General features: G+C 61.8%; 16 protein-coding genes. 11 read left to right on the top strand and 5 right to left on the bottom strand.

Features of this window, described 5'->3' with window-relative positions:
- Window positions 1–67 precede the first annotated feature (67 nt).
- The 8 genes from FTO74_RS08155 (at window position 68) to FTO74_RS08120 (ending at window position 10287) form a co-directional block, all read left to right on the top strand.
- Entirely contained in the window at window positions 68–2443 is a 2376-nt protein-coding gene (locus FTO74_RS08155) for a molybdopterin-dependent oxidoreductase (protein WP_162537693.1), read from the top strand.
- Window positions 2444–2475: 32 nt separating this feature from the next.
- A complete protein-coding gene (gene nuoH / locus FTO74_RS08150) occupies window positions 2476–3531 on the top strand; it encodes an NADH-quinone oxidoreductase subunit NuoH (protein ID WP_162537692.1) in 1056 nt (351 codons plus the stop codon).
- Window positions 3532–3642: 111 nt separating this feature from the next.
- Entirely contained in the window at window positions 3643–4152 is a 510-nt protein-coding gene (locus FTO74_RS08145) for an NADH-quinone oxidoreductase subunit J (RefSeq protein WP_162537691.1), read from the top strand.
- Window positions 4152–4457 carry an NADH-quinone oxidoreductase subunit NuoK gene (gene nuoK / locus FTO74_RS08140; RefSeq protein WP_162537690.1) on the top strand — a complete coding sequence of 102 codons (306 nt, stop codon included), beginning with the start codon at window positions 4152–4154 and terminating at the stop codon, window positions 4455–4457. Before FTO74_RS08145 ends, nuoK begins: the two co-directional genes overlap by 1 nt.
- A gap of 17 nt (window positions 4458–4474) precedes the next feature.
- Window positions 4475–6442 carry an NADH-quinone oxidoreductase subunit L gene (gene nuoL, locus FTO74_RS08135; protein ID WP_162537689.1) on the top strand — a complete coding sequence of 656 codons (1968 nt, stop codon included), beginning with the start codon at window positions 4475–4477 and terminating at the stop codon, window positions 6440–6442.
- 29 nt (window positions 6443–6471) lie between these two features.
- Window positions 6472–8064 (top strand): NADH-quinone oxidoreductase subunit M, encoded by a 1593-nt coding sequence (locus FTO74_RS08130; protein ID WP_162537688.1) that lies wholly within the window; start codon window positions 6472–6474, stop codon window positions 8062–8064.
- Window positions 8064–9584, top strand: a complete 1521-nt coding sequence (locus FTO74_RS08125) for an NADH-quinone oxidoreductase subunit N (protein WP_162537687.1) — start codon at window positions 8064–8066, stop codon at window positions 9582–9584. The genes FTO74_RS08130 and FTO74_RS08125 overlap by 1 nt, the downstream gene beginning before the upstream one ends.
- A gap of 10 nt (window positions 9585–9594) precedes the next feature.
- Window positions 9595–10287, top strand: a complete 693-nt coding sequence (locus FTO74_RS08120; protein WP_162537686.1) for an amino acid racemase — start codon at window positions 9595–9597, stop codon at window positions 10285–10287.
- Window positions 10288–10351: 64 nt separating this feature from the next.
- On the opposite strand, the gene FTO74_RS08115 is transcribed toward FTO74_RS08120, so the two are convergent.
- From FTO74_RS08115 to FTO74_RS08100, 4 genes are all read right to left on the bottom strand, one after another.
- The gene (locus tag FTO74_RS08115) at window positions 10352–10657 is read right to left on the bottom strand and encodes an ATP synthase F0 subunit C (RefSeq protein WP_162537685.1); all 306 of its coding nucleotides are present in this window, start codon (window positions 10655–10657) and stop codon (window positions 10352–10354) included.
- Between the two features lie 159 nt (window positions 10658–10816).
- Window positions 10817–11548, bottom strand: coding sequence for a F0F1 ATP synthase subunit A (gene atpB, locus FTO74_RS08110; protein WP_162537684.1), 732 nt, complete (start codon window positions 11546–11548; stop codon window positions 10817–10819).
- A gap of 30 nt (window positions 11549–11578) precedes the next feature.
- Window positions 11579–11977, bottom strand: coding sequence for an ATP synthase subunit I (locus tag FTO74_RS08105; protein ID WP_255462574.1), 399 nt, complete (start codon window positions 11975–11977; stop codon window positions 11579–11581).
- Complete coding sequence (locus tag FTO74_RS08100) at window positions 11974–12243, bottom strand: AtpZ/AtpI family protein (protein ID WP_255462573.1); 270 nt, start codon at window positions 12241–12243, stop codon at window positions 11974–11976. The genes FTO74_RS08105 and FTO74_RS08100 overlap by 4 nt, the downstream gene beginning before the upstream one ends.
- Before the next feature lie 66 nt (window positions 12244–12309).
- Here FTO74_RS08100 and FTO74_RS08095 point away from each other — a divergent pair, with 66 nt between their 5' ends.
- Window positions 12310–14124, top strand: a complete 1815-nt coding sequence (locus FTO74_RS08095; RefSeq protein ID WP_162537683.1) for a lysine--tRNA ligase — start codon at window positions 12310–12312, stop codon at window positions 14122–14124.
- Between the two features lie 76 nt (window positions 14125–14200).
- On the opposite strand, the gene FTO74_RS08090 is transcribed toward FTO74_RS08095, so the two are convergent.
- Entirely contained in the window at window positions 14201–15349 is a 1149-nt protein-coding gene (locus tag FTO74_RS08090) for an L-rhamnose/proton symporter RhaT (RefSeq protein ID WP_162537682.1), read from the bottom strand.
- Between the two features lie 191 nt (window positions 15350–15540).
- Here FTO74_RS08090 and FTO74_RS08085 point away from each other — a divergent pair, with 191 nt between their 5' ends.
- The gene (locus tag FTO74_RS08085; RefSeq protein ID WP_162537681.1) at window positions 15541–16734 is read left to right on the top strand and encodes a TIM barrel protein; all 1194 of its coding nucleotides are present in this window, start codon (window positions 15541–15543) and stop codon (window positions 16732–16734) included.
- A gap of 114 nt (window positions 16735–16848) precedes the next feature.
- Window positions 16849–18015: a substrate-binding domain-containing protein gene (locus FTO74_RS08080; protein WP_345934178.1), complete on the top strand. Its 1167-nt coding sequence runs from the start codon at window positions 16849–16851 to the stop codon at window positions 18013–18015.
- Window positions 18016–18093: the final 78 nt, after the last annotated feature.

The raw sequence follows: 18093 nt of genomic DNA, 5'->3' as shown, positions 1-18093 counted from the left end.
GCGCCGATCAACAGATTTTGTTGCGGAAGGCGCGGTAACAATGCAGGACGCTGGATAAGGATTCACTATGGCTGACGTGACGTTTACCGTTGATGGAAAGAAGGTCACCGCACCCGCGGGGACGCTGCTGATCGAGGCCTGCAAGTCCGCGGGGATCGACATTCCTGCGTTCTGCTACTACCCCGGGCTGAGCCTGCAGGCTGCCTGCCGGATGTGCGTGGTGCGGATCGAGAAGATGCCGAAGCTGCAGACGGCCTGTACGACGCCGATTGCAGAGGGCATGGTGGTCTCGACCGAGACGCCGGAGATCACGCAGGCGCGCAAGGCGACGCTGCAACTGCTGCTGGGCAACCATCCGCTGGACTGCCCGGTGTGCGATGCGGGCGGCGAGTGCGAGTTGCAGGATATGACCTTCAAGTACGGTGCGGCCGAGTCGTTCTACGCCGAGCCGAAGAATCATCGCGAGGAGCAGAAGTGGTCGCCGGTGGTGTACTTCGACCGTCCGCGCTGCATCCTGTGCTATCGCTGCGTGCGCATGTGCGGCGAGGGCATGGACGTCTTCGCGCTGGGCGTCCAGAACCGCGGATCGTCCGCGATCATCGCGCCGAATGTTGCCCCATCTGTAGCTGAGGATCATCTTGCTCACGTGGACTGCGAGCAGTGCGGCATGTGCATCGACGCCTGCCCGGTGGGCGCGTTGACCTCGGGCACGTACCGCTATAAGACGCGGCCGTGGGAGATGAACCACGTCGCCACCGTCTGCACGCACTGCGGCGATGGCTGCAAGACCACGCTGGGCGTGCGCTCGACCGGTGACGGCTCCGAGATTGTGCGCGGCGACAACCGCGACAAGTCGGGTATGAATGGTGACTTCCTTTGTAACAAAGGACGTTACGCATTCGACTTCGCCAACCATGACGACCGCATCACGCAGCCGCTGGTTCGGCAGGCGAACGGCAAGCTCCAGCCCGTAAGCTGGGAGGCCGCGTTCGACCATGTGGCCAAGAAGTTGAAGGAACTGCGCGAGACGCGCGGCGGCGAGTCCATCGGTGTGATTGGCGGCAACCGCCTGACCAACGAAGAGGCTTACCTGCTGCAGAAGTTTGCTCGCACGGTACTGGGCACCAACAACATCGACCACCACCGCACGGCGGATCATGTGGCATTCGCGCATGCTCTGTCGGGGCAGAAGGGCCGCACGGCTTCCCTGCGCGATACGTTGACTGCGAAGGATGTACTGATCGTAGGCGGCGATCCTACCAACCAGTCTCCGGCCACGGCCTGGAACCTGCGAACCAACGTTCGGACCAACGGCGCAAAGCTATATATCGCGAACGATAAAGAGATCAAGCTGCGGCGGCAGGCGAAGGCCTTCGTCAAGTTGCAGCCGTTTGGCTACGGTCCTCTGGCGAGCTTCCTTGCGGGCGACGATGCGGCTGGTTCGGGAGCGGTAGAGAACGTCGAAGCGCTGGCCACTCTGCGCGCGACCCTGAAGAGCACCGAGAACCTGCTGATCCTGATTGGCTCCGAGCTGCGCGGACAGGATCTGAAGCACCTGGTCGAGTTCGGCCTCAGCATCCCGGGCGCGAAGTTTGCCCTGCTCTCCGACTACGTCAACTCCAAGGGCGCAGCCGATATGGGTCTGCTGCCTGATCTTCTGCCGGGCTACACCCCGGTCGGCTCCGAGGTCTTCGCCGAGTACAAGTCGCCGGAGACGCCGGGCCTGGATATGCTCGGGATCTTCGACGCCGCAGCGGCAGGCAAGCTCTCCGCACTCTACGTCGTCGGCTCGAACCCAGTGGCGCGTTATGACGTCGATCCCGCCACGCTCGCGAACACCTTCCTGGTCGTGCAGGAGATGTTCATGACCGAGACGGCGGTGCTGGCCGATGTGGTTCTTCCGGCCGCGAACCTCTATGAGAAGTCCGGCTCGGTGACCAATCACTACGGCGATCTGCAACTGGTCAAGAAGGCCGCCGACCGTGCGGGCGTCCGCACCGACTTCGAGATGATCGTGCGCATCGCCGACAAGATGGGCGCGCACATCCCGACGCTGATTCCTTTCGGCAAGGGCCTGCGTGCCGACATGGGCCAGACCCGTGGCGCACAGTCCGGCGAGGCCGATCGTCATGCAGTCTGGCTGACGGCGAACAATATGGAGCCGCGCCTCAGCCCGTTCGATCCTTTCGCGATCCTCGATGAGATCCAGCGGCTGGTGCCGGGCTACAACATCCTTCGCCTGCAACTGCTGAGCGGCAACGACCAGCACCTCGAGACCGCGCCAACCACCGTTCAGATCTCCAACCGTCGCGATCTCGTGCTGCCCTCGGGCGATACCCTGTTTACCTCTGGAACACTCGGCCACTACTCGGCGATGCTCCTTGACCTTCAAGAGAACGAGGCGCGTAAGCTGCCGATACTCGACCAGACCGCCGCCGATTAGGCCAGAAGAAAGCCAGGAAGAAGACAACAGACGTGAGCAACCTGACCCAATTCCAGACCTTTTTTCTCTTGAGCGTGCTCAAGATCATTGTCGTGCTTGTGATTACGCTGACGGCCGTTGCCTACACCGTGCTGCTGGAGCGCAAGGTGATCGGCCGGATGCAGAACCGCTGGGGACCTTCGCGCGTAGGCCCGGGCGGACTGTTGCAGCCTCTGGCCGACGGCATCAAGCTCTTCCTCAAGGAAGACCTGACCCCTCTGCTTGTCGAGCGCCCTCTCTTCCTCATCGCCCCGATCATCGCGCTGAGCTGCGCGCTCATCTCCGTATCGGTGGTCCCGTTCGGCGCGCTCACGACCTTCCACGGCGTCGATCTCTTCCAGATCGCCAACGTCAACATCGGCCTGCTGGTGATCCTCGGCATTACCTCCATCGGCGTCTACGGCATCGCGCTGTCGGGCTGGTCGAGCAACAACAAGTTCGCCCTGCTGGGTTCGCTACGCGCGACCTCGCAGATGATTAGCTACGAGTTGGCGCTTGGGCTCTCGCTGGTAGGCGTCGTGCTGCGGGCCGGATCGCTGAACCTGCGCACCATCGTCAACAGCCAGTCCGCGCATGGAGCGTTGTCGTGGAACGTCCTCGGCGGCCTCCAGATCGTCGGCTTCCTGACCTACCTCATCAGCGCCTACGCCGAGACCAACCGCTCGCCCTTCGACCTCCCCGAGGCCGAGTCCGAGCTGGTCGCCGGATACCACACCGAGTACTCCTCAATGAAGTTCGCGATGTTCTTCATGGCCGAGTACGCCAACATGATTACGGTCTCCTGCGTCGCCACGCTGCTCTTCTTCGGCGGCGCGGCGAGCCCCTTCGGACACCTCTTCCCCAGCTTCGGCGGCTTCCTCGACACGATCCTGCCGATCTTCTGGTTCGTCATCAAGATCTTCGCGTTCCTGTTCCTGTTCATCTGGGTACGCTCCACGTTGCCGCGCTTCCGTTACGACCAGCTGATGGCCTTTGGCTGGAAGTTCCTGCTGCCGGTGGCGATGGCCAATATTCTTGCTACCGCACTCGTTCTTGCGCTCCGCAGTTAGACGTTAGAACGGCGACGTTAGCCGTTTACAATCAGCAGTACAGCCAGCAGTCGCAACATGAACATCGGACGTATCTGAGAAAGACACGCTCGAGAAGGACACGACGGAGCCATGCAACTCGCACTCTTCATCATCTTCGCCGCGCTGGCCATACTAGGAGCGCTCAACCTGCTGCTGCAGCGGCATCCGATCAACAGCGCACTCTCGCTCGTGGTGGTCATGATGTCGCTTGCGGTCCTCTATTGGACTCTGGGAGCCGAGTTTCTGGCAGCAGCGCAGGTGATCGTTTATTCGGGCGCGGTCATGGTGCTCTTCGTCTTTGTCATCATGCTGTTGAACGCGGGTGAGGAAGAGCATACGACCGGAAGCCGCGCGGCTTACTTTGCCGGAATCCCCGGCGCGGCCGCCGTCTTCTGCCTGCTCAGCTTCATCTTCCTCACCGAGTCGAGCGCCATCGGCAACGCACAGCTCGGCGGCTTCCTGAACGATCCGGTGAACAACATCGCCCAGATCAGCCGTGTACTCTTTACCCGGCTGCTGCTGCCCTTCGAGGTGACCTCGGTCCTGATCCTGGTCGCGATTCTCGGCGCAGTCGTGCTGGCACGCAAGGAGGAGCAGTAATGGTTGTGCCTATCTCGGCGTACCTCATTCTTGCAGCCGTTCTCTTTTCGATCGGCGTGGCTGCCTTCCTCATCAAGCGCAACATCATCAGCGTCTTCATGTCCATCGAGCTGATGCTCAATGCGGTCAACCTCACCTTCGTGGCGTTCGCGCATCGCTGGCACGCCGTCTCCGGACAAATCTTCGTATTCTTCGTGATGGTGGTGGCAGCGGCTGAGGCCGCCGTCGGACTCGCCATCATCATCGCCATCTTCCGTTCACGACAGACCCTGAACGTCGACCAGATCAATCTGATGAAGTCGTAGCAAAAGAGACGAGCACAATGCCCCCTTCCCTTCTCTGGCTGATTCCGCTTCTGCCATTCACCGGCTTCCTCATCAACGGGACGCTGGGCCGCAAGCTGCCGCGCGCCGTCGTAGCCGGCATTGCGCTTCTGTTTACCGCGGTTCCCGCCGCGATCGTTCTATGGCTCTGGCAGACGATGCTGTCGAGCGGCACCGAGAAGCTCCAGGTCGTGGGTGCTCCGTGGATCGCGATCACCGGCTTCCAGGTCAACTTCGCCTTCACGGTCGATCACCTGACGATGATCATGCTCGCCGTCATCACCGGCGTCGGCTTCCTGATCCACCTCTACTCGGTCGGCTACATGGCGCACGAGGACGGCCAATGGCGCTTCTTTGCCTACCTGAACCTCTTCATGTTCTTCATGTCGATCCTGGTGCTGGCGGAGAGCTTCCTGCTGCTCTTCGTCGGCTGGGAGGGCGTCGGCCTCGCCTCGTACCTGCTGATCGGCTTCTACTTCAAGAAGGACTCGGCAGCGAACGCCGGCAAGAAGGCGTTCATCGTCAACCGCATCGGCGACTTCGGCTTCCTGCTCGCCATGTTCCTGCTGATCCAGCACTTCGGCACGCTGAACTTCACGCAGATCTTCGCGGCCATCACAGCGCATCCCGAGTGGCAGGGCGGCATCCTTACCGCTATCGCATTGCTCCTGGTCGTCGGCGCGACGGGTAAGTCCGCACAGATTCCCCTGTACGTCTGGCTACCCGACGCCATGGAAGGCCCCACGCCGGTCTCGGCCCTGATCCACGCCGCGACCATGGTGACGGCGGGCATCTACATGGTGGCACGCTGCCACACGCTCTTTGACCGCTCGCCCTATGCGCTGGGCGTGGTCGCGATCATCGGCGCGGCAACCGCGATCTTCGCCGCCGCCATCGGCATGGTGCAGCACGACATCAAGCGCGTGCTGGCCTACTCGACCATCTCGCAGCTCGGCTACATGTTCCTCGCCTGCGGCGTCGCTGCCTACTCGGCCGCGATCTTCCACCTGCTGACCCACGCCTTCTTCAAGGCGCTGCTCTTCCTCGCGGCCGGTTCGGTCATCCACGCCCTCAGCGGAGAGCAGGATATGCGCCTGATGGGCGGGCTGCGGAAGAAGATTCCCGTCACCTTCTGGACCATGACGATGGGCGTCATCGCCATCGCCGGAATCCCGCCCTGGGCTGGCTTCTTCTCCAAGGATGAGATCCTCTACAACGTCTTCATCTCGGCCAATCCCCTGGGCAAGCTGCTCTGGTTCGTCGGCCTGGTCACCGCCGGTATGACCTCGTTCTACATGTTCCGGCTCTGGTTCAAGACCTTCTGGGGCGAGTCGCGGTTCGAAGCTTCGCATCAGGAGCACGGTCACGATGACCCCGGCCACGCGCACGGTGTGCACGAGTCCCCGTGGATCATGCTCTTCCCGCTCGCAGTCCTCGCAGTCCTCTCGGTGATCGGCGGGTGGGTTGGAGTTCCCGGCGCCCTCGGCGGACACAACGAGATCGAGCACTTCCTCGATCCGGTCTTTGCCGCACCTAAGGTCGCCGAGGCTGCTGGCTCTACCGGACTCGAACTCGGTCTGGCCGTAGTCTCTGTCCTCGTCGCGCTGCTGGGTCTGGGCGTCGCTTACTTCTTCTACTGCCGCAAGCCGGGCACGGCAGCGGCCATCGCCGACAAGGCGAAGCCGCTCTACAACCTCGTTGTGGGCAAGTTCTACATCGACGAGATCTACAACGCCATCTTCGTCACCGGCCTGCTCGGATTCACCCGCCTTATCCTCGGCGGTCTGGTCGATCGCGGCCTCGTCGATGGCTCGGGCAAGCTTGCAACATTTGTAGCTGTCGACTCTGCCGCAGTCACGCGGCGTATGCAATCGGGCAATATTCGTTCCTACGCGGGCTGGCTCGCACTGGGCGCGGCGTTCGTCATGGCAGTGATGATCTTTGGCCGCACATTCTTGACGCACTAGTTTCCGGGAAGTCTTTGTAAAAGGATCCGATGAATTTAGATCACTCCATCCTGACGCTCATCACCTTCGTCCCCCTCGCGGGAGCGATCGTGCTCGCGCTGCTGCCCGACCGCGGCAAGACGATGCAGTGGGGCGCGCTGATCGTAACGCTGGTCACCTTCGCGCTCACCCTGCACCTGCCCGCGCACTACAACCACGCAGCCTCCGGCTTCCAGTTCACGCAGGACAGCGACTGGATCGCGGCCCCGGCCATCCGTTACCACCTCGGCGTCGACGGCCTCTCGATGTGGCTCATCGTCCTGACGGGCTTCCTCGCCCCTCTCGGCGTACTCGCCTCCTGGAATGTCATCTCCAGCCGCCACAAGACCTTCTACGTACTCTTCCTGCTGCAGCAGGTGGCGATGCTGGGCATCTTCGTCGCGCTCGACCTCTTCCTCTACTACGCGTTCTGGGAGCTTTCGCTCGTTCCCATGACCATCCTGATCGCCACCTTCGGCCGCACCGAAAAGCGCCGCAACGCCGCGATCAAGTACTTCCTCTACGCCTTCATTCCCTCGGCCCTGCTGCTGGTCGGAATGCTCTGGCTCTACGTGAAGACGGGCACCTTCGATCTGCCCAAGCTCGCGGCCCTGGCCACGGCGCACGGCATCTCCACCAACTCGGCAGCCCTTTGGATCTGCTCGCTGGCCTTCCTCGTGGCCTTCGCCGTCAAGGTGCCGATCTTCCCGCTGCACGGCTGGCTGAGCGACGCCATCTTCGAGGCTCCTACCGCCGCTGTGATGGTGCTCGCCGGAAAGACCGGCCTCTACTCCATCCTGCGCATCTCCTTCTCCATCTTCCCCACCGAGTCGCGGCGCATCGCTCCGCTGATGATGGCGCTGGGCGCGATCGGCATCGTCTACGGCGCACTGATCGCCATCACCCGCAAGGACATGAAGCGCTTGGCCGCATACTCCACGCTGGGCCACCTCTCGTTCATCACGCTCGGCATCTTCACCTTCACCGTCGCGGGCCTTGACGGCGGTATCTACCAGATCCTGAACCACGGTATCTCGGGCGGCGCGCTCTTCCTTCTACTCGGCTTCCTGTACGAGCGCTACGGCACCTACGATATGCGCGAACTCGGCGGCCTCGCCCAACTGCTCCCCTGGATGGTGACACTCTACGTCATCACCGCGCTCTCGAACATCGGCCTGCCCATGCTCAACAGCTTCGTCGGCGAGTTCCTCATCCTTTCCGGCTCCATGCAGAGCGTCTTCTGCCACCACATCGCGTGGACGGTACTGGGCACAACCGGCGTCATCTTCAGCGCGGGCTACATGCTGCTGCTGATCCAGCGCGTCTTCTACGGAAACCTCGGCCGCAAGCCGGAGGAGATCGCACCGCGCGATCTGGGCACCCGTGAGCAGCTCGCAGTATGGCCGACGGTGGCTCTCATGCTCCTGATGGGTGTGGCCTCGCCTTACTGGATGCACGCCATCGACCAGGCTGGAACCGCCATCGCTCAGGGCACGGCAGCCGTCTCGGCTGAACCTGCAGCCCGGCTTGAACTCAACTCCGAACTCAAAACGGCTTCTCTGAAAGAACTGGACCGCCTGGCTCAGGTTGGAGGTAAGCACTAATGTCCCCGAACCTCCTTGCACTTTTGCCGGAGTTGATTCTCACGGCCTTCGGCGTGCTGATTATGCTCGCCGAGCCCTGCCTGGCCCCTGGCCTCTCGCGTAAGCCGCTCGGCTGGCTGGCGATCATCGGCACCCTCGCCGCGGGCTACGCCAGCTACTTCCAGCTTCGCTTCGGCACGGTGAGTGCCTTCTACGGCACCCTCCAGATCGACGCCTTCTCGGTCTTCTTCCATCTGCTCATCGCCTCTGTTCTTCTGGCGACGCTGCTGATCTCGCTCGACTACTTCGACAACCCGCATGGGCACGCCGGTGAGTACTTCGCGCTGGTGCTCTTCGGCTCCGTCGGCATGATGCTGATGACCTGCTCGGTCGAGCTGCTGATGGTCTTCGTCGGCCTCGAGATCTCGTCCATCTCGACCTACATTCTAGCCGGTTTCCGCAAGGGCAAGGCCACCAGCGCGGAGTCCAGCATCAAGTACTTCCTGCTCGGTTCGTTTGCGACCGCGTTCTTCCTCTACGGCATCGCGCTGGCCTTCGGCGCGACTGGCGGAACCTCCATCGCGGCGATTGCCGGTGGACTCGCCACCTCCACAACTCCCCGGATGGCCTTCCTGGCGCTGGGCATGATTATCATTGGCCTCAGCTTCAAGGTCTCCGCCGCGCCGTTCCATGTGTGGACGCCCGACGTCTACCAGGGCGCTCCGGCCCCCGTCGTCGGCCTCATGTCCACCGCTCCCAAGGCCGCGGCCTTCGCGGTTCTGCTGCGCATCACCTTCATCGGCTTCCCCCAGATGCAGCATCGCTGGTCAATCCTGATCTGGATTCTCGCGGCACTCTCAATGACCATCGGCAATCTCGGTGCGCTGCTGCAAACGAACGTCAAACGGATGCTGGCCTACTCGTCCATCGCCCACGCAGGCTACCTGCTCGCGGCCTTCACGGCGTTCCCGCAGGACGGCATCGCGGCAGCTTGCTTCTACACCGCTTCTTACGCCGCCATGAACGTAGGCGCCTTCGCGGTTATCACGCAGATCACCGGTTCCTCCGAGCATACGCGCTCGTTCGAGGACTACACCGGCGTGGCCATCCGTCGGCCTCTGCTGGGCGCGCTGCTCTCGTTCTTCCTTCTGTCGATGATCGGTATTCCCTTCACCGGTGGCTTCTTTGCCAAGTTTTACGTCTTCTCCGCCGCCGTGCATGGCGGCCACGTATGGCTCGCCATCGTCGGCCTGCTCAACTCCGGCGTAGCCTGCTTCTACTACCTCCGCCTGATCACCGTGATGTACACGCGGCATCGTCATCCCGAGGCCAACGAGCGTGCAACCAGCACACCTCTCTCAGTGCCCGCGTACCTCGGCCTTGCCGCCACCGCACTGGCTACCCTGATGCTGGGTGTGCTTCCGGGACGGGTTCTGAATCTCGCAAACCGTGCATCCCTAAGTAGCCGCCAGCCCGCGACGGTTCCCTACCTCTCGGCTGGTTGTACCCCCAATTCGGAAACTCCCTGCGTCAAGGAATAAGCGAGCGGCGATGCCCCAGCATATCGGCATCGTCGCCTGTTCCGCTGAGGGCGCTGCGCTCTGCTACCGGACGATCTGTGTAGAGGGCGCAAAGCTCCTCGGAGAACATGCCCATCCGGAGATATCGCTCCACACCTACTCGCTCGCGGAGTATATGCAGTGCATCTACCGCGATGACTGGCAGGGTGTGGCTGAGTTAATGCTGGCATCGGCGAACAAGCTGGCCGGCATCGGCGCTGACTTCCTGATCTGCCCCGACAACACCATCCACCAGTCTCTTCCCTTCGTCCAATCCAGGTCGCCGCTGCCGTGGCTACACATCGCCGAGGTGGTGGCTATGGAGGCGTCGGCACGTGGATTCCAGCGCATCGGCCTGACCGGAACCCGCTATCTGGTTGAGAGCGAAGTCTATCCCGAGAAGCTCTCCGCACATGGACTCGAGTACACGCGTCCCTCCGCAATGGAGCGTGAGACGATCAACCGCATCATCTTCAATGAGCTGGTCTACGGGATCATCACTCCGGAGGCTCTGGCCGACTTCCAGCGGATCATCGGCCGAATGAAGGCTGAGGGCTGCGATGCAGTTGTGCTCGGCTGCACTGAGATTCCGCTGTTGATGAACGATACAAACTCGCCACTTCCGACGCTCGACTCCACGCGCCTTTTGGCACGGGCTGCCCTGCATCGAGCTACCCGGCTATAGTCTTAAACAAAGAAGCCCCCGCACATGGCGGAGGCTTTCTTCGTTGCTGCCGAATTAGTCGAGACTACTTGACCTTCAGGAAGATGATGACGAAGGTGAAGAGCGCGAGCGACTCGATGAAGGCGAGACCGAGGATGAGGAAGGTGAACAGCGCCGGGCGCGCGCCGGGGTTACGGGCGAGACCTTCGGCAGCCGAAGCGGTTGCCTTACCCTGGGCGAGACCGCAGAGACCAGCCGCGAGGGCCATGCCGAGACCGGCAGCCAGAGGAGCGAGATCGACGGGGGTGCCAGCGGCACCGGTCTGGGCGAACGCCGGGGTTGCCAGCAGCAACACGGCGAGAGACATGAACAGCATCTGAAGCTTGCGCATCGTAGTACTCCGAGCCCCCGTGAGATACGCCGCCAGTGGGTGGTTGATGCTCACCGTGCTGGCACCCTCACGCTATGCGGCGTTGTTGCATACCAACCAAGAGGGGGCGCCCCAAGATCGGTAAGATCGAACCGGAAAACGGACCCGGTAAACTTGTTCCTAGTGCTCGTGCGAGACCGCGAGCGACAGGTAGATCATGGCGAGCAGCATGAACACATAGGCCTGAATGATCGCCACGCCGAAGTGAAGCCCAAGAAAGACCAGCGGCACACCCACCGGGATAAGCGAGAAGAAGGCTAGCGTCAGTAGGTCACCGGCAAACATATTCGCGTAGAGACGTACCGTGAGCGAGAGCACGCGGGCGAAGTGCGAGATGATCTCGATGGGCAGGAGCAGCCAGTACAACCACCAGACCGGTCCCAGGAACTGCTTGAAGTAGCCGATGCCGTTGGCCTTGATGCCGTGGTAGTGGTAGTAGGCGAAGGTGACCAGAGCGAAGCCGAGCGGCACGACGACGTTAGCGGTCGGTGACTCGAGGCCGGGGACGAGGCCCATCAAATTTGCAAGCAGGATGAAAAGCAGCAGCGCCGTCAGGTACGAGACGAACTTCTCAGAGCCATGGCCGATGATGCTCTCGCCCTGCCCGGAGACGAACTCGTGGGTCATCTCGGCCAGGTGCTGCACGCCTCCGGGCTTCTCCACGCTGAGCGTCGCGCGCACCGCGATGAAGTAGACCATCAACAGCAGAAAGCAGAGAAGCTCCATCGCGAAGGCGTTCGAGATGGGGGCCTTCGGGAACTCCGGCTGGATGTGCAGCGTCTGGAGCAGCGCCGTGACGGGCGCGGCGAAGGCATGGTTCAAAATCTGGGTGAAGAGCAGTTGTGTCGGCATATAAAAATCTTCTCAGCAGAACTTTTTGCTTCAGATCTTTCTCAAAACCTCGGCGGTAAGGCAGAAAACTCCCAATCCAAGCCCCGCGGCGAGTGCGAAAACCGATCCGTGCAGTGCCTTAAGACTAACATAAAGCACCACTAAGGTCAGGCCGAGGCGCAGGAAGAAACCGACCAGGACCAGCCCCATCGGCTTGGCCTCGGAACCCGCGTCCATGCGAGCCATCACGACGGTCATCAAGCGCAGCCACTCCCACAGGCCGGAGCCGGAGATAAGTGCTCCCACCAGCAACAGCACAGCGCTCGCCCAGCCGAAACGCCACCATACTAATGGTGTCGCCATCAGGCACAGGACCGCCTCCAGCCGGATCGCGCTCAGCATAGTTCGTTTAAAATCTGCGTCGGTAAAATCTGCCAGTGCCTTGCTCAATCGCGCCTCGAGATGTAGCGGGAGGCGGTGCGGTAGATCTGGATGAAGCCCCCGGCCGCGCCCAGCAGGATGCCGGTCACGCCCATCCAGCCCTGGTGGAAGCGGTGGTCGAGCCAGTGACCGAAGAGCCAGCCCAGCACGCAGCCGATCGGCATCGCGAGGGCCACCTGGACCATCGACTCGGCCTGCACGAGGCTCGAGAGGCCACCGCCGCCCGGCTTCCGTATCTTTTGCTTGCCCATCTCTTGCTTTTGCTCATCCGCCATCGTGTTCCATTATCTCCTACTTGTTACTCTTAGTAGGACGAGCCAAGTAGCTCCAAAGGAACCTCATTGTTCGAATCGGAATTTGAAGAAAACCTGTACCGTGTCCGCGAAGAGAAGCTCGGCGAGATTGCAGCCATCGGCGAGCGTGCCGGGCTGACGCGTGCCGCCGCCACCTATCCCAACCAGTTCCTCTTCACCCACACCATCCCCGAGCTGCGCGCCGCGTATATCGACGTCGCCGAGCCGATGGCCGAGGAACAGTTCACCGCGCAGCCAGTCGAGGCGGCCATCGCCGGACGCCTGATGCAGATCCGCGTGCAGGGCAAGGCGGGGTTCGCGCAGCTCCAGCAGGGCGGTCAGCGGTTGCAGATTTATGTCCGCAAGGATGCCGTGGGCGAGGACGCCTTCGCGCTCTACAAGCTGCTCGACCTGGGCGACCACATCGGCGCGCGTGGCTACCTCTTCGTCACCCGCACGGGCGAGACGACGCTGCACGTCACCGAGCTGAAGTTCCTTGCCAAGGCCATGCTGGCTCTGCCGGATAAGTACCACGGGCTCGAAGATGTGGAGCTGCGCTACCGCCAGCGCTACGTCGATCTCTTTATGAACGTCGGCGACTCGAAGAAGCAGGTGGAGCACGGCCCCGCGCCTGCGCTCGCCAACGAGACCGAGCCGTACGCCTCCACGAACGAGTCGTCGCCGGTACAGTCCGATACTCCCCCGCCCAACGTGCGTGAGGTCTTCGTCAAGCGGGCCTCAGTGTTGCGCGCGCTGCGCCAGTTCTTCGATACACGAGGCTACCTCGAAGTCGAGACGCCGATGCTGGTCGGGATCGCCGGAGGCGCAGCGGCCAAACCCTTCCTGACGCACCACAACGCGCTCGACCTCGACCTGTCGCTGCGCATCGCGCCGGAGCTTTACCTGAAGCGGCTCGTCGTCGGCGGACTCGATCGCGTCTACGAGATCAACCGCAACTTTCGCAACGAGGGCATCAGCACGCAGCACAACCCCGAGTTCACGATGCTCGAGTTCTATCAGGCGTATGCGAACTACCACGACCTGATGAACCTGACCGAGGAGATCGTCCAGTTCGTTGCGATGCAGGTGAATGGAACAACGATAAGCCAATTCAATGGCGTCGACATCGACTTAGCGAAGTGGACGAAGCTGTCGATGCGCGAGGCCATCATCAAGTTTTGGCCCAAAGAGCTATCCGTAATCCCCACCGTCGATTCATTTGAATCAGCTGATAATCTGGCCGAATTTTCGCATCTTTTTGATCAGTGGTTTCTTGCAAAGATTGAGGTTGAGATTGATGCGTTTGAGAAACTTGGCAATGCACAGACACGAATCGCGGCCCAAAGGTTTATGTCCGATTACGCTAGCGATGTAGCCCTGACAGCCGCAACTTTGAAGCGCCGGTTGGAAGCTGGAGAACCCAGTGGCAAACTCATCGCAGACCTATTTGAAGTTGTCGCTGAACCCCATCTCATCCAGCCCACCATCATCTACGACTTCCCTCTCGCGGTCTCGCCGCTCTCGAAGCAGAAGCCCGACGAGCCGGAGTGGGTGGAGCGTTTCGAGTTCTACATCGGCGGCTTCGAGGTCGGCAACGCCTTCTCCGAGCTGAACGATCCCGCCGAGCAGCGCCGCCGCTTCGAGCAGCAGCTCGCCGAGCGCGACCGCGGCGACGACGAGGCACACCAGATGGACGAGGACTACGTGCGCGCCCTCGGCTACGGGCTTCCGCCCACCGGCGGTGAGGGCATCGGCATCGACCGGCTAACCATGATCCTCACCGGCTCGCGCTCGATCCGCGACGTCATCCTCTTCCCATTGCTGCGCCCCATCGTCAAGCAGAACGCAGCCGAAACCAAATAAGAGTAGCGAGCAAAACAGGTACGGCCAGGCAATCTACCCTGCCTGGCCGTACTTGTTTTGTTGAGCAAACCTTCTGCTAACGTACTTTCAGATAGCTTCCATAACCCACCACCACGGTCGAGCCAACCAGCAGCGCCAGCCCGCAGCCCACCAGCACACGCGTGCGCAGGCTGGTTCCCTTCCACTCCCGCAGCGCGATGCCCCACAGCGTGGCGAAGATAATGATGCTGGCCATGTGCAGCGTCCAACTGGCAAAGTCGTACTTGCCCATCTTGGTCGATCCCATGGAGTAGAAGAAGAACTGGAAGTACCAAATAATGCCCGCCATCGCGGCCAGCACGTAGTTACGCAGCAGCACGCCACCTGCGATTCGCTGCGTGTAGCTGGTGAAGTCCACGTCCATCAGAGTATCGCCGGTCGTCGTCGCGGTGCCCAGCGGGTTCGACCCCGGCTGTCCGATGAACTGCGCACCCGAACGATTACGCAGAATCAGGATCACCGACCAGACCAGGTTGGTCGCAAAGCCGCCCCACAGAACCACGATCAGCACCGGCAGATTCTGCCACAGCTCAGACTTGTGGTTCGCCACCAGCTCCAGCCGCGCCAGATCGCCGATGGGTTTACCCGCGTCCAGACCGACCGCGAAGAACGAACTCATAATGCCCGCGAAGACCGCCACGGCCAGCCCCTTGACGAACGAAAAATCACGCTCGCCACCCTCGGCCTTCAGCTCATCGGTAATCTCCAATTCCTTCGAGTAGCCCGCCGCGCCGCTGACCGCAATCGCCAGCAGGCACATGGCCACGCCGAGCAGGATCACCTGCCCCGAGCGATCGTGCAGGATCATCCCCATCTGTCCGTGCGAGATCGGCGGAATCAGCGTGCCGAAAGCCGTGCAGAAGCCCAGCGCAATCGCATACCCCAGCCCGAGGCCGAGGTAGCGAATCGCAAGTCCAAAGGTAAGCCCACCGACACCCCAGAGCATCCCCCAGAAGACCGCCGTGCCGACCGTAGCCGAGGGCGCGCTGCGCAGAATATGGGTGAGGTTCGGAACCAGCAGCACTGCCATCACAACCGGCGCGATCAGCCACGCGGCGACGCCCTGGATGATCCAGTAGATCTCCCACGACCAGCGTTTAATGCCGCGAAATGGAATGAAGTTACTTGCGGAGGCGAGTCCCCCCAGCCAGTGGAACAGCACACCTAAGAACGGGTTGGGATTCATCGAAACTCCTCGAACGGACCGCTCCTCTGCCGGAAGGGTGCGCACCTATCGTAACTGACCGGAACGATTTCTGTGAAATGATTTATCTATTGGAGCCGGACTGCCTTACAAGCACGTTTTCAATAGGTATAGTAAGTTCACGCAGGAATTTACGCGCCCCGGCGCGGCGAGTACAGAGGGGATGCACTTCGATGAAGAATGAACAGGCCACGCAACGCATATTTGCCGCAATGGATGCCTTTGCGATCGAGATTCCGTCGTGGGGTTTTGCCAACACAGGCACACGATTCGGCAAGTTTGTGCAGGAAGCCGCAGCCACGAACATCGAAGAGAAGTTCGCCGACGCGGCAGAGGTCAATCGCCTGACCGGCGCAACCCCGACGCTCGCGTTGCACGTGCTGTGGGATCTGCCCGAGGGCCTCGCCAGCGTGCCCGCCATCCAGGCGCTGGTGAAGAAAACCGGCGTGCGCGCCGGTTCCATCAATCCCAATCTCTTCCAGGATCAGGAGTATAAGTTCGGCTCCATCTGCAACCCCAGCGCCGAGGTCCGCGCCAAGGCCACCGCGCACATGATCGACTCGGTCGAGATCGGCAAGGCGCTCGGCTCGGCCGAGGTCTCCCTCTGGGTCTCCGACGGTTCCAACTACCCCGGCTCGCAGAGCATGCGCCGCCGCATCGGCTGGATGCAGGAGACGCTCCAGAAGACCCATGCCGCGCTCGCTCCCGGCCAGACCCTGCTGGTCGAGTACAAACCCTTCGAACCTGCCTTCTACCACACCGATATCGCCGACTGGGGCATGGCGCTCGAGCTGGCCCGCAACGCCGGCCCGCAGGCCAAGGTGCTCGTCGACACCGGCCACCACTATCAGGGCACTAACATCGAGCAGATTGTGGCGTGGCTGCTCCAGCTCAACGCACTCGGCGGCTTCCACTTCAACGACCGCAAGTACGCCGACGACGACCTCACCCTCGGCTCCATCGACCCCTACCAGGTCTTCCGCATCTTCCATGAGATCCACTTCCAGCAGCATCTAACCGGTAGCAAGACCACCCCGGCGTTCATGATCGACCAGAGCCACAACCTGAAGGGCAAGATGGAGGCGATGGTCCAGACCGTCGTCACCGCGCAGGAGCTGTACGCCAAGGCCGCGCTCGTCGATCAGGACAAGCTGGCCGAGTTGCAGGACTCCTGCAAGCTGGTCGAGGCCGAGGAGTTGTTCCGCAGCGCCTTCTGGTCCGACGTTCGCCCTGCCCTGGCCGAGTGGCGCACTGCTCGCGGCCTCGCTGCCGACCCCATGGCTGCCCTGCGCACCGAGGGCTACGTCGAGAAGATTACCGAGGAGCGGCGTGCGAAGAACGCCGGTTCCGTCAGCTCCTACGCCTGATGATTCGGAGTGGATCGTGCAGCGATGCGCGGTCCACTCTGAGAGGCAAAGGTGATTCGCTGCGATAATGGTCCACCAGAGCTGCGCATCTCCAGATTGAGGCTGTCTACATTCATGTCCATGCCACGCAAGGCGAAGACGAAACGTCTATACCTGATCCCGGTCCTCACCAAGGCGCTGGACATCCTTGAGCTGCTGCAATCGCAGAGCGAGCCTCTGGTGCTTGAGGCCATCCACAAGCAGACCAAGGTCTCGAAGACCACTGTTTATCGCATCCTTAAGACACTGGTTCATCGAGGCTACGTCGGCCAGACGCCCGATCGCGGCTACCACTACATCGCCCGCCCCAAGAAGGTGCGCTTCGGCTTCGGCGGCCAGAGCGCAGAGATGCCCTTCTCGCAAGCTGTCACCGCCAGTCTTAAACAGGCCGCCGCCGGGCTGGGCGTCGATCTCATCGTGATGGACAACTGCTACGACGCCGAGACCGCAGTGCGGAACGCCGAGTCCTTCGTCCGCGAGGGCGTGGACGTGGTCATCGAGTTCCAGGTGGAACAGCACGCCGCGCCCATCATCGCCGACCGCATCGCCGCCGCCAACATCCCGCTGATCGCCATCGACATTCCCCACCCGCACTCCACCTACTTCGGCGTGGACAACTACCGCGTGGGCTACGAAGCAGGCAGCCTGCTGGCCGAGTATGCCCTGAACCGCTGGGGCGGCAAGATGGACTGGATGCTGGGCCTCGATCTCGAAGAGGCTGGGCAACTGGTGCAGAGCCGCATCACCGGCGCATTCGAAGCCGTAAAGACCACCCTGCAAAACATCCCGCCGGAGTCCTTCGTCCGCGTCGATGGACGCGGCCTCAGCACCGCCAGCTACAAGGTCGTCTACGACTTCCTGAACCGTCATCCCAACGCCACGCGCATCCTCATCGCGGCCGCCAACGACACCAGCGCCCTCGGGGCCATCGCCGCTCTGCGCGAGCTGGGCCGCGAGCGTCACGCGGTAGTCGTCGGCCAGGACTTCGTCGACGAGATGGCGCTCGAGATGCGTCGCGCGGGCACCCCGGCCATCGGCTCGGTCTCGCACGAGGCCAGCCTCTACGGCCCCCGCCTCATCGAGCTGGGCCTATCCCTGCTGCGCGGCGACAAGGTCGCCCCCTACAACTTCATTGAGCACAAGGTAATCACCACGCCGCAGCTCAAGCGCCGGACTAAAGCCACTCCCACTCTCATCAAGACCAAGGCCGCAGCAACCGGCAAGCGGGCCGTCAAAGCATAGGAATGTCCGGCCAAATTCATCAATTCTTCTATAGGAATAATTGCTCTATTGGTTATGGATGTGCAAAAATTATCGTCG

This window comes from Granulicella sp. WH15, assembly GCF_009914315.1.
Taxonomy (GTDB): Bacteria; Acidobacteriota; Terriglobia; order Terriglobales; family Acidobacteriaceae; genus Edaphobacter.
This window is presented reverse-complemented; position numbering and strand designations above follow the sequence as displayed.

Coding starts and splice junctions, on each gene's coding strand:
- FTO74_RS08080 (WP_345934178.1), top strand. CDS start 16,849: ATGTCCATGCCACGCAAGGCGAAGACGAAACGTCTATACCTGATCCCG.
- FTO74_RS08100 (WP_255462573.1), bottom strand. CDS start 12,243: ATGGCGGATGAGCAAAAGCAAGAGATGGGCAAGCAAAAGATACGGAAG.
- FTO74_RS08090 (WP_162537682.1), bottom strand. CDS start 15,349: ATGAATCCCAACCCGTTCTTAGGTGTGCTGTTCCACTGGCTGGGGGGA.
- FTO74_RS08085 (WP_162537681.1), top strand. CDS start 15,541: ATGAAGAATGAACAGGCCACGCAACGCATATTTGCCGCAATGGATGCC.
- FTO74_RS08120 (WP_162537686.1), top strand. CDS start 9,595: ATGCCCCAGCATATCGGCATCGTCGCCTGTTCCGCTGAGGGCGCTGCG.
- atpB (WP_162537684.1), bottom strand. CDS start 11,548: ATGCCGACACAACTGCTCTTCACCCAGATTTTGAACCATGCCTTCGCC.
- FTO74_RS08145 (WP_162537691.1), top strand. CDS start 3,643: ATGCAACTCGCACTCTTCATCATCTTCGCCGCGCTGGCCATACTAGGA.
- FTO74_RS08125 (WP_162537687.1), top strand. CDS start 8,064: ATGTCCCCGAACCTCCTTGCACTTTTGCCGGAGTTGATTCTCACGGCC.
- nuoL (WP_162537689.1), top strand. CDS start 4,475: ATGCCCCCTTCCCTTCTCTGGCTGATTCCGCTTCTGCCATTCACCGGC.
- FTO74_RS08130 (WP_162537688.1), top strand. CDS start 6,472: ATGAATTTAGATCACTCCATCCTGACGCTCATCACCTTCGTCCCCCTC.
- nuoK (WP_162537690.1), top strand. CDS start 4,152: ATGGTTGTGCCTATCTCGGCGTACCTCATTCTTGCAGCCGTTCTCTTT.
- FTO74_RS08115 (WP_162537685.1), bottom strand. CDS start 10,657: ATGCGCAAGCTTCAGATGCTGTTCATGTCTCTCGCCGTGTTGCTGCTG.
- FTO74_RS08155 (WP_162537693.1), top strand. CDS start 68: ATGGCTGACGTGACGTTTACCGTTGATGGAAAGAAGGTCACCGCACCC.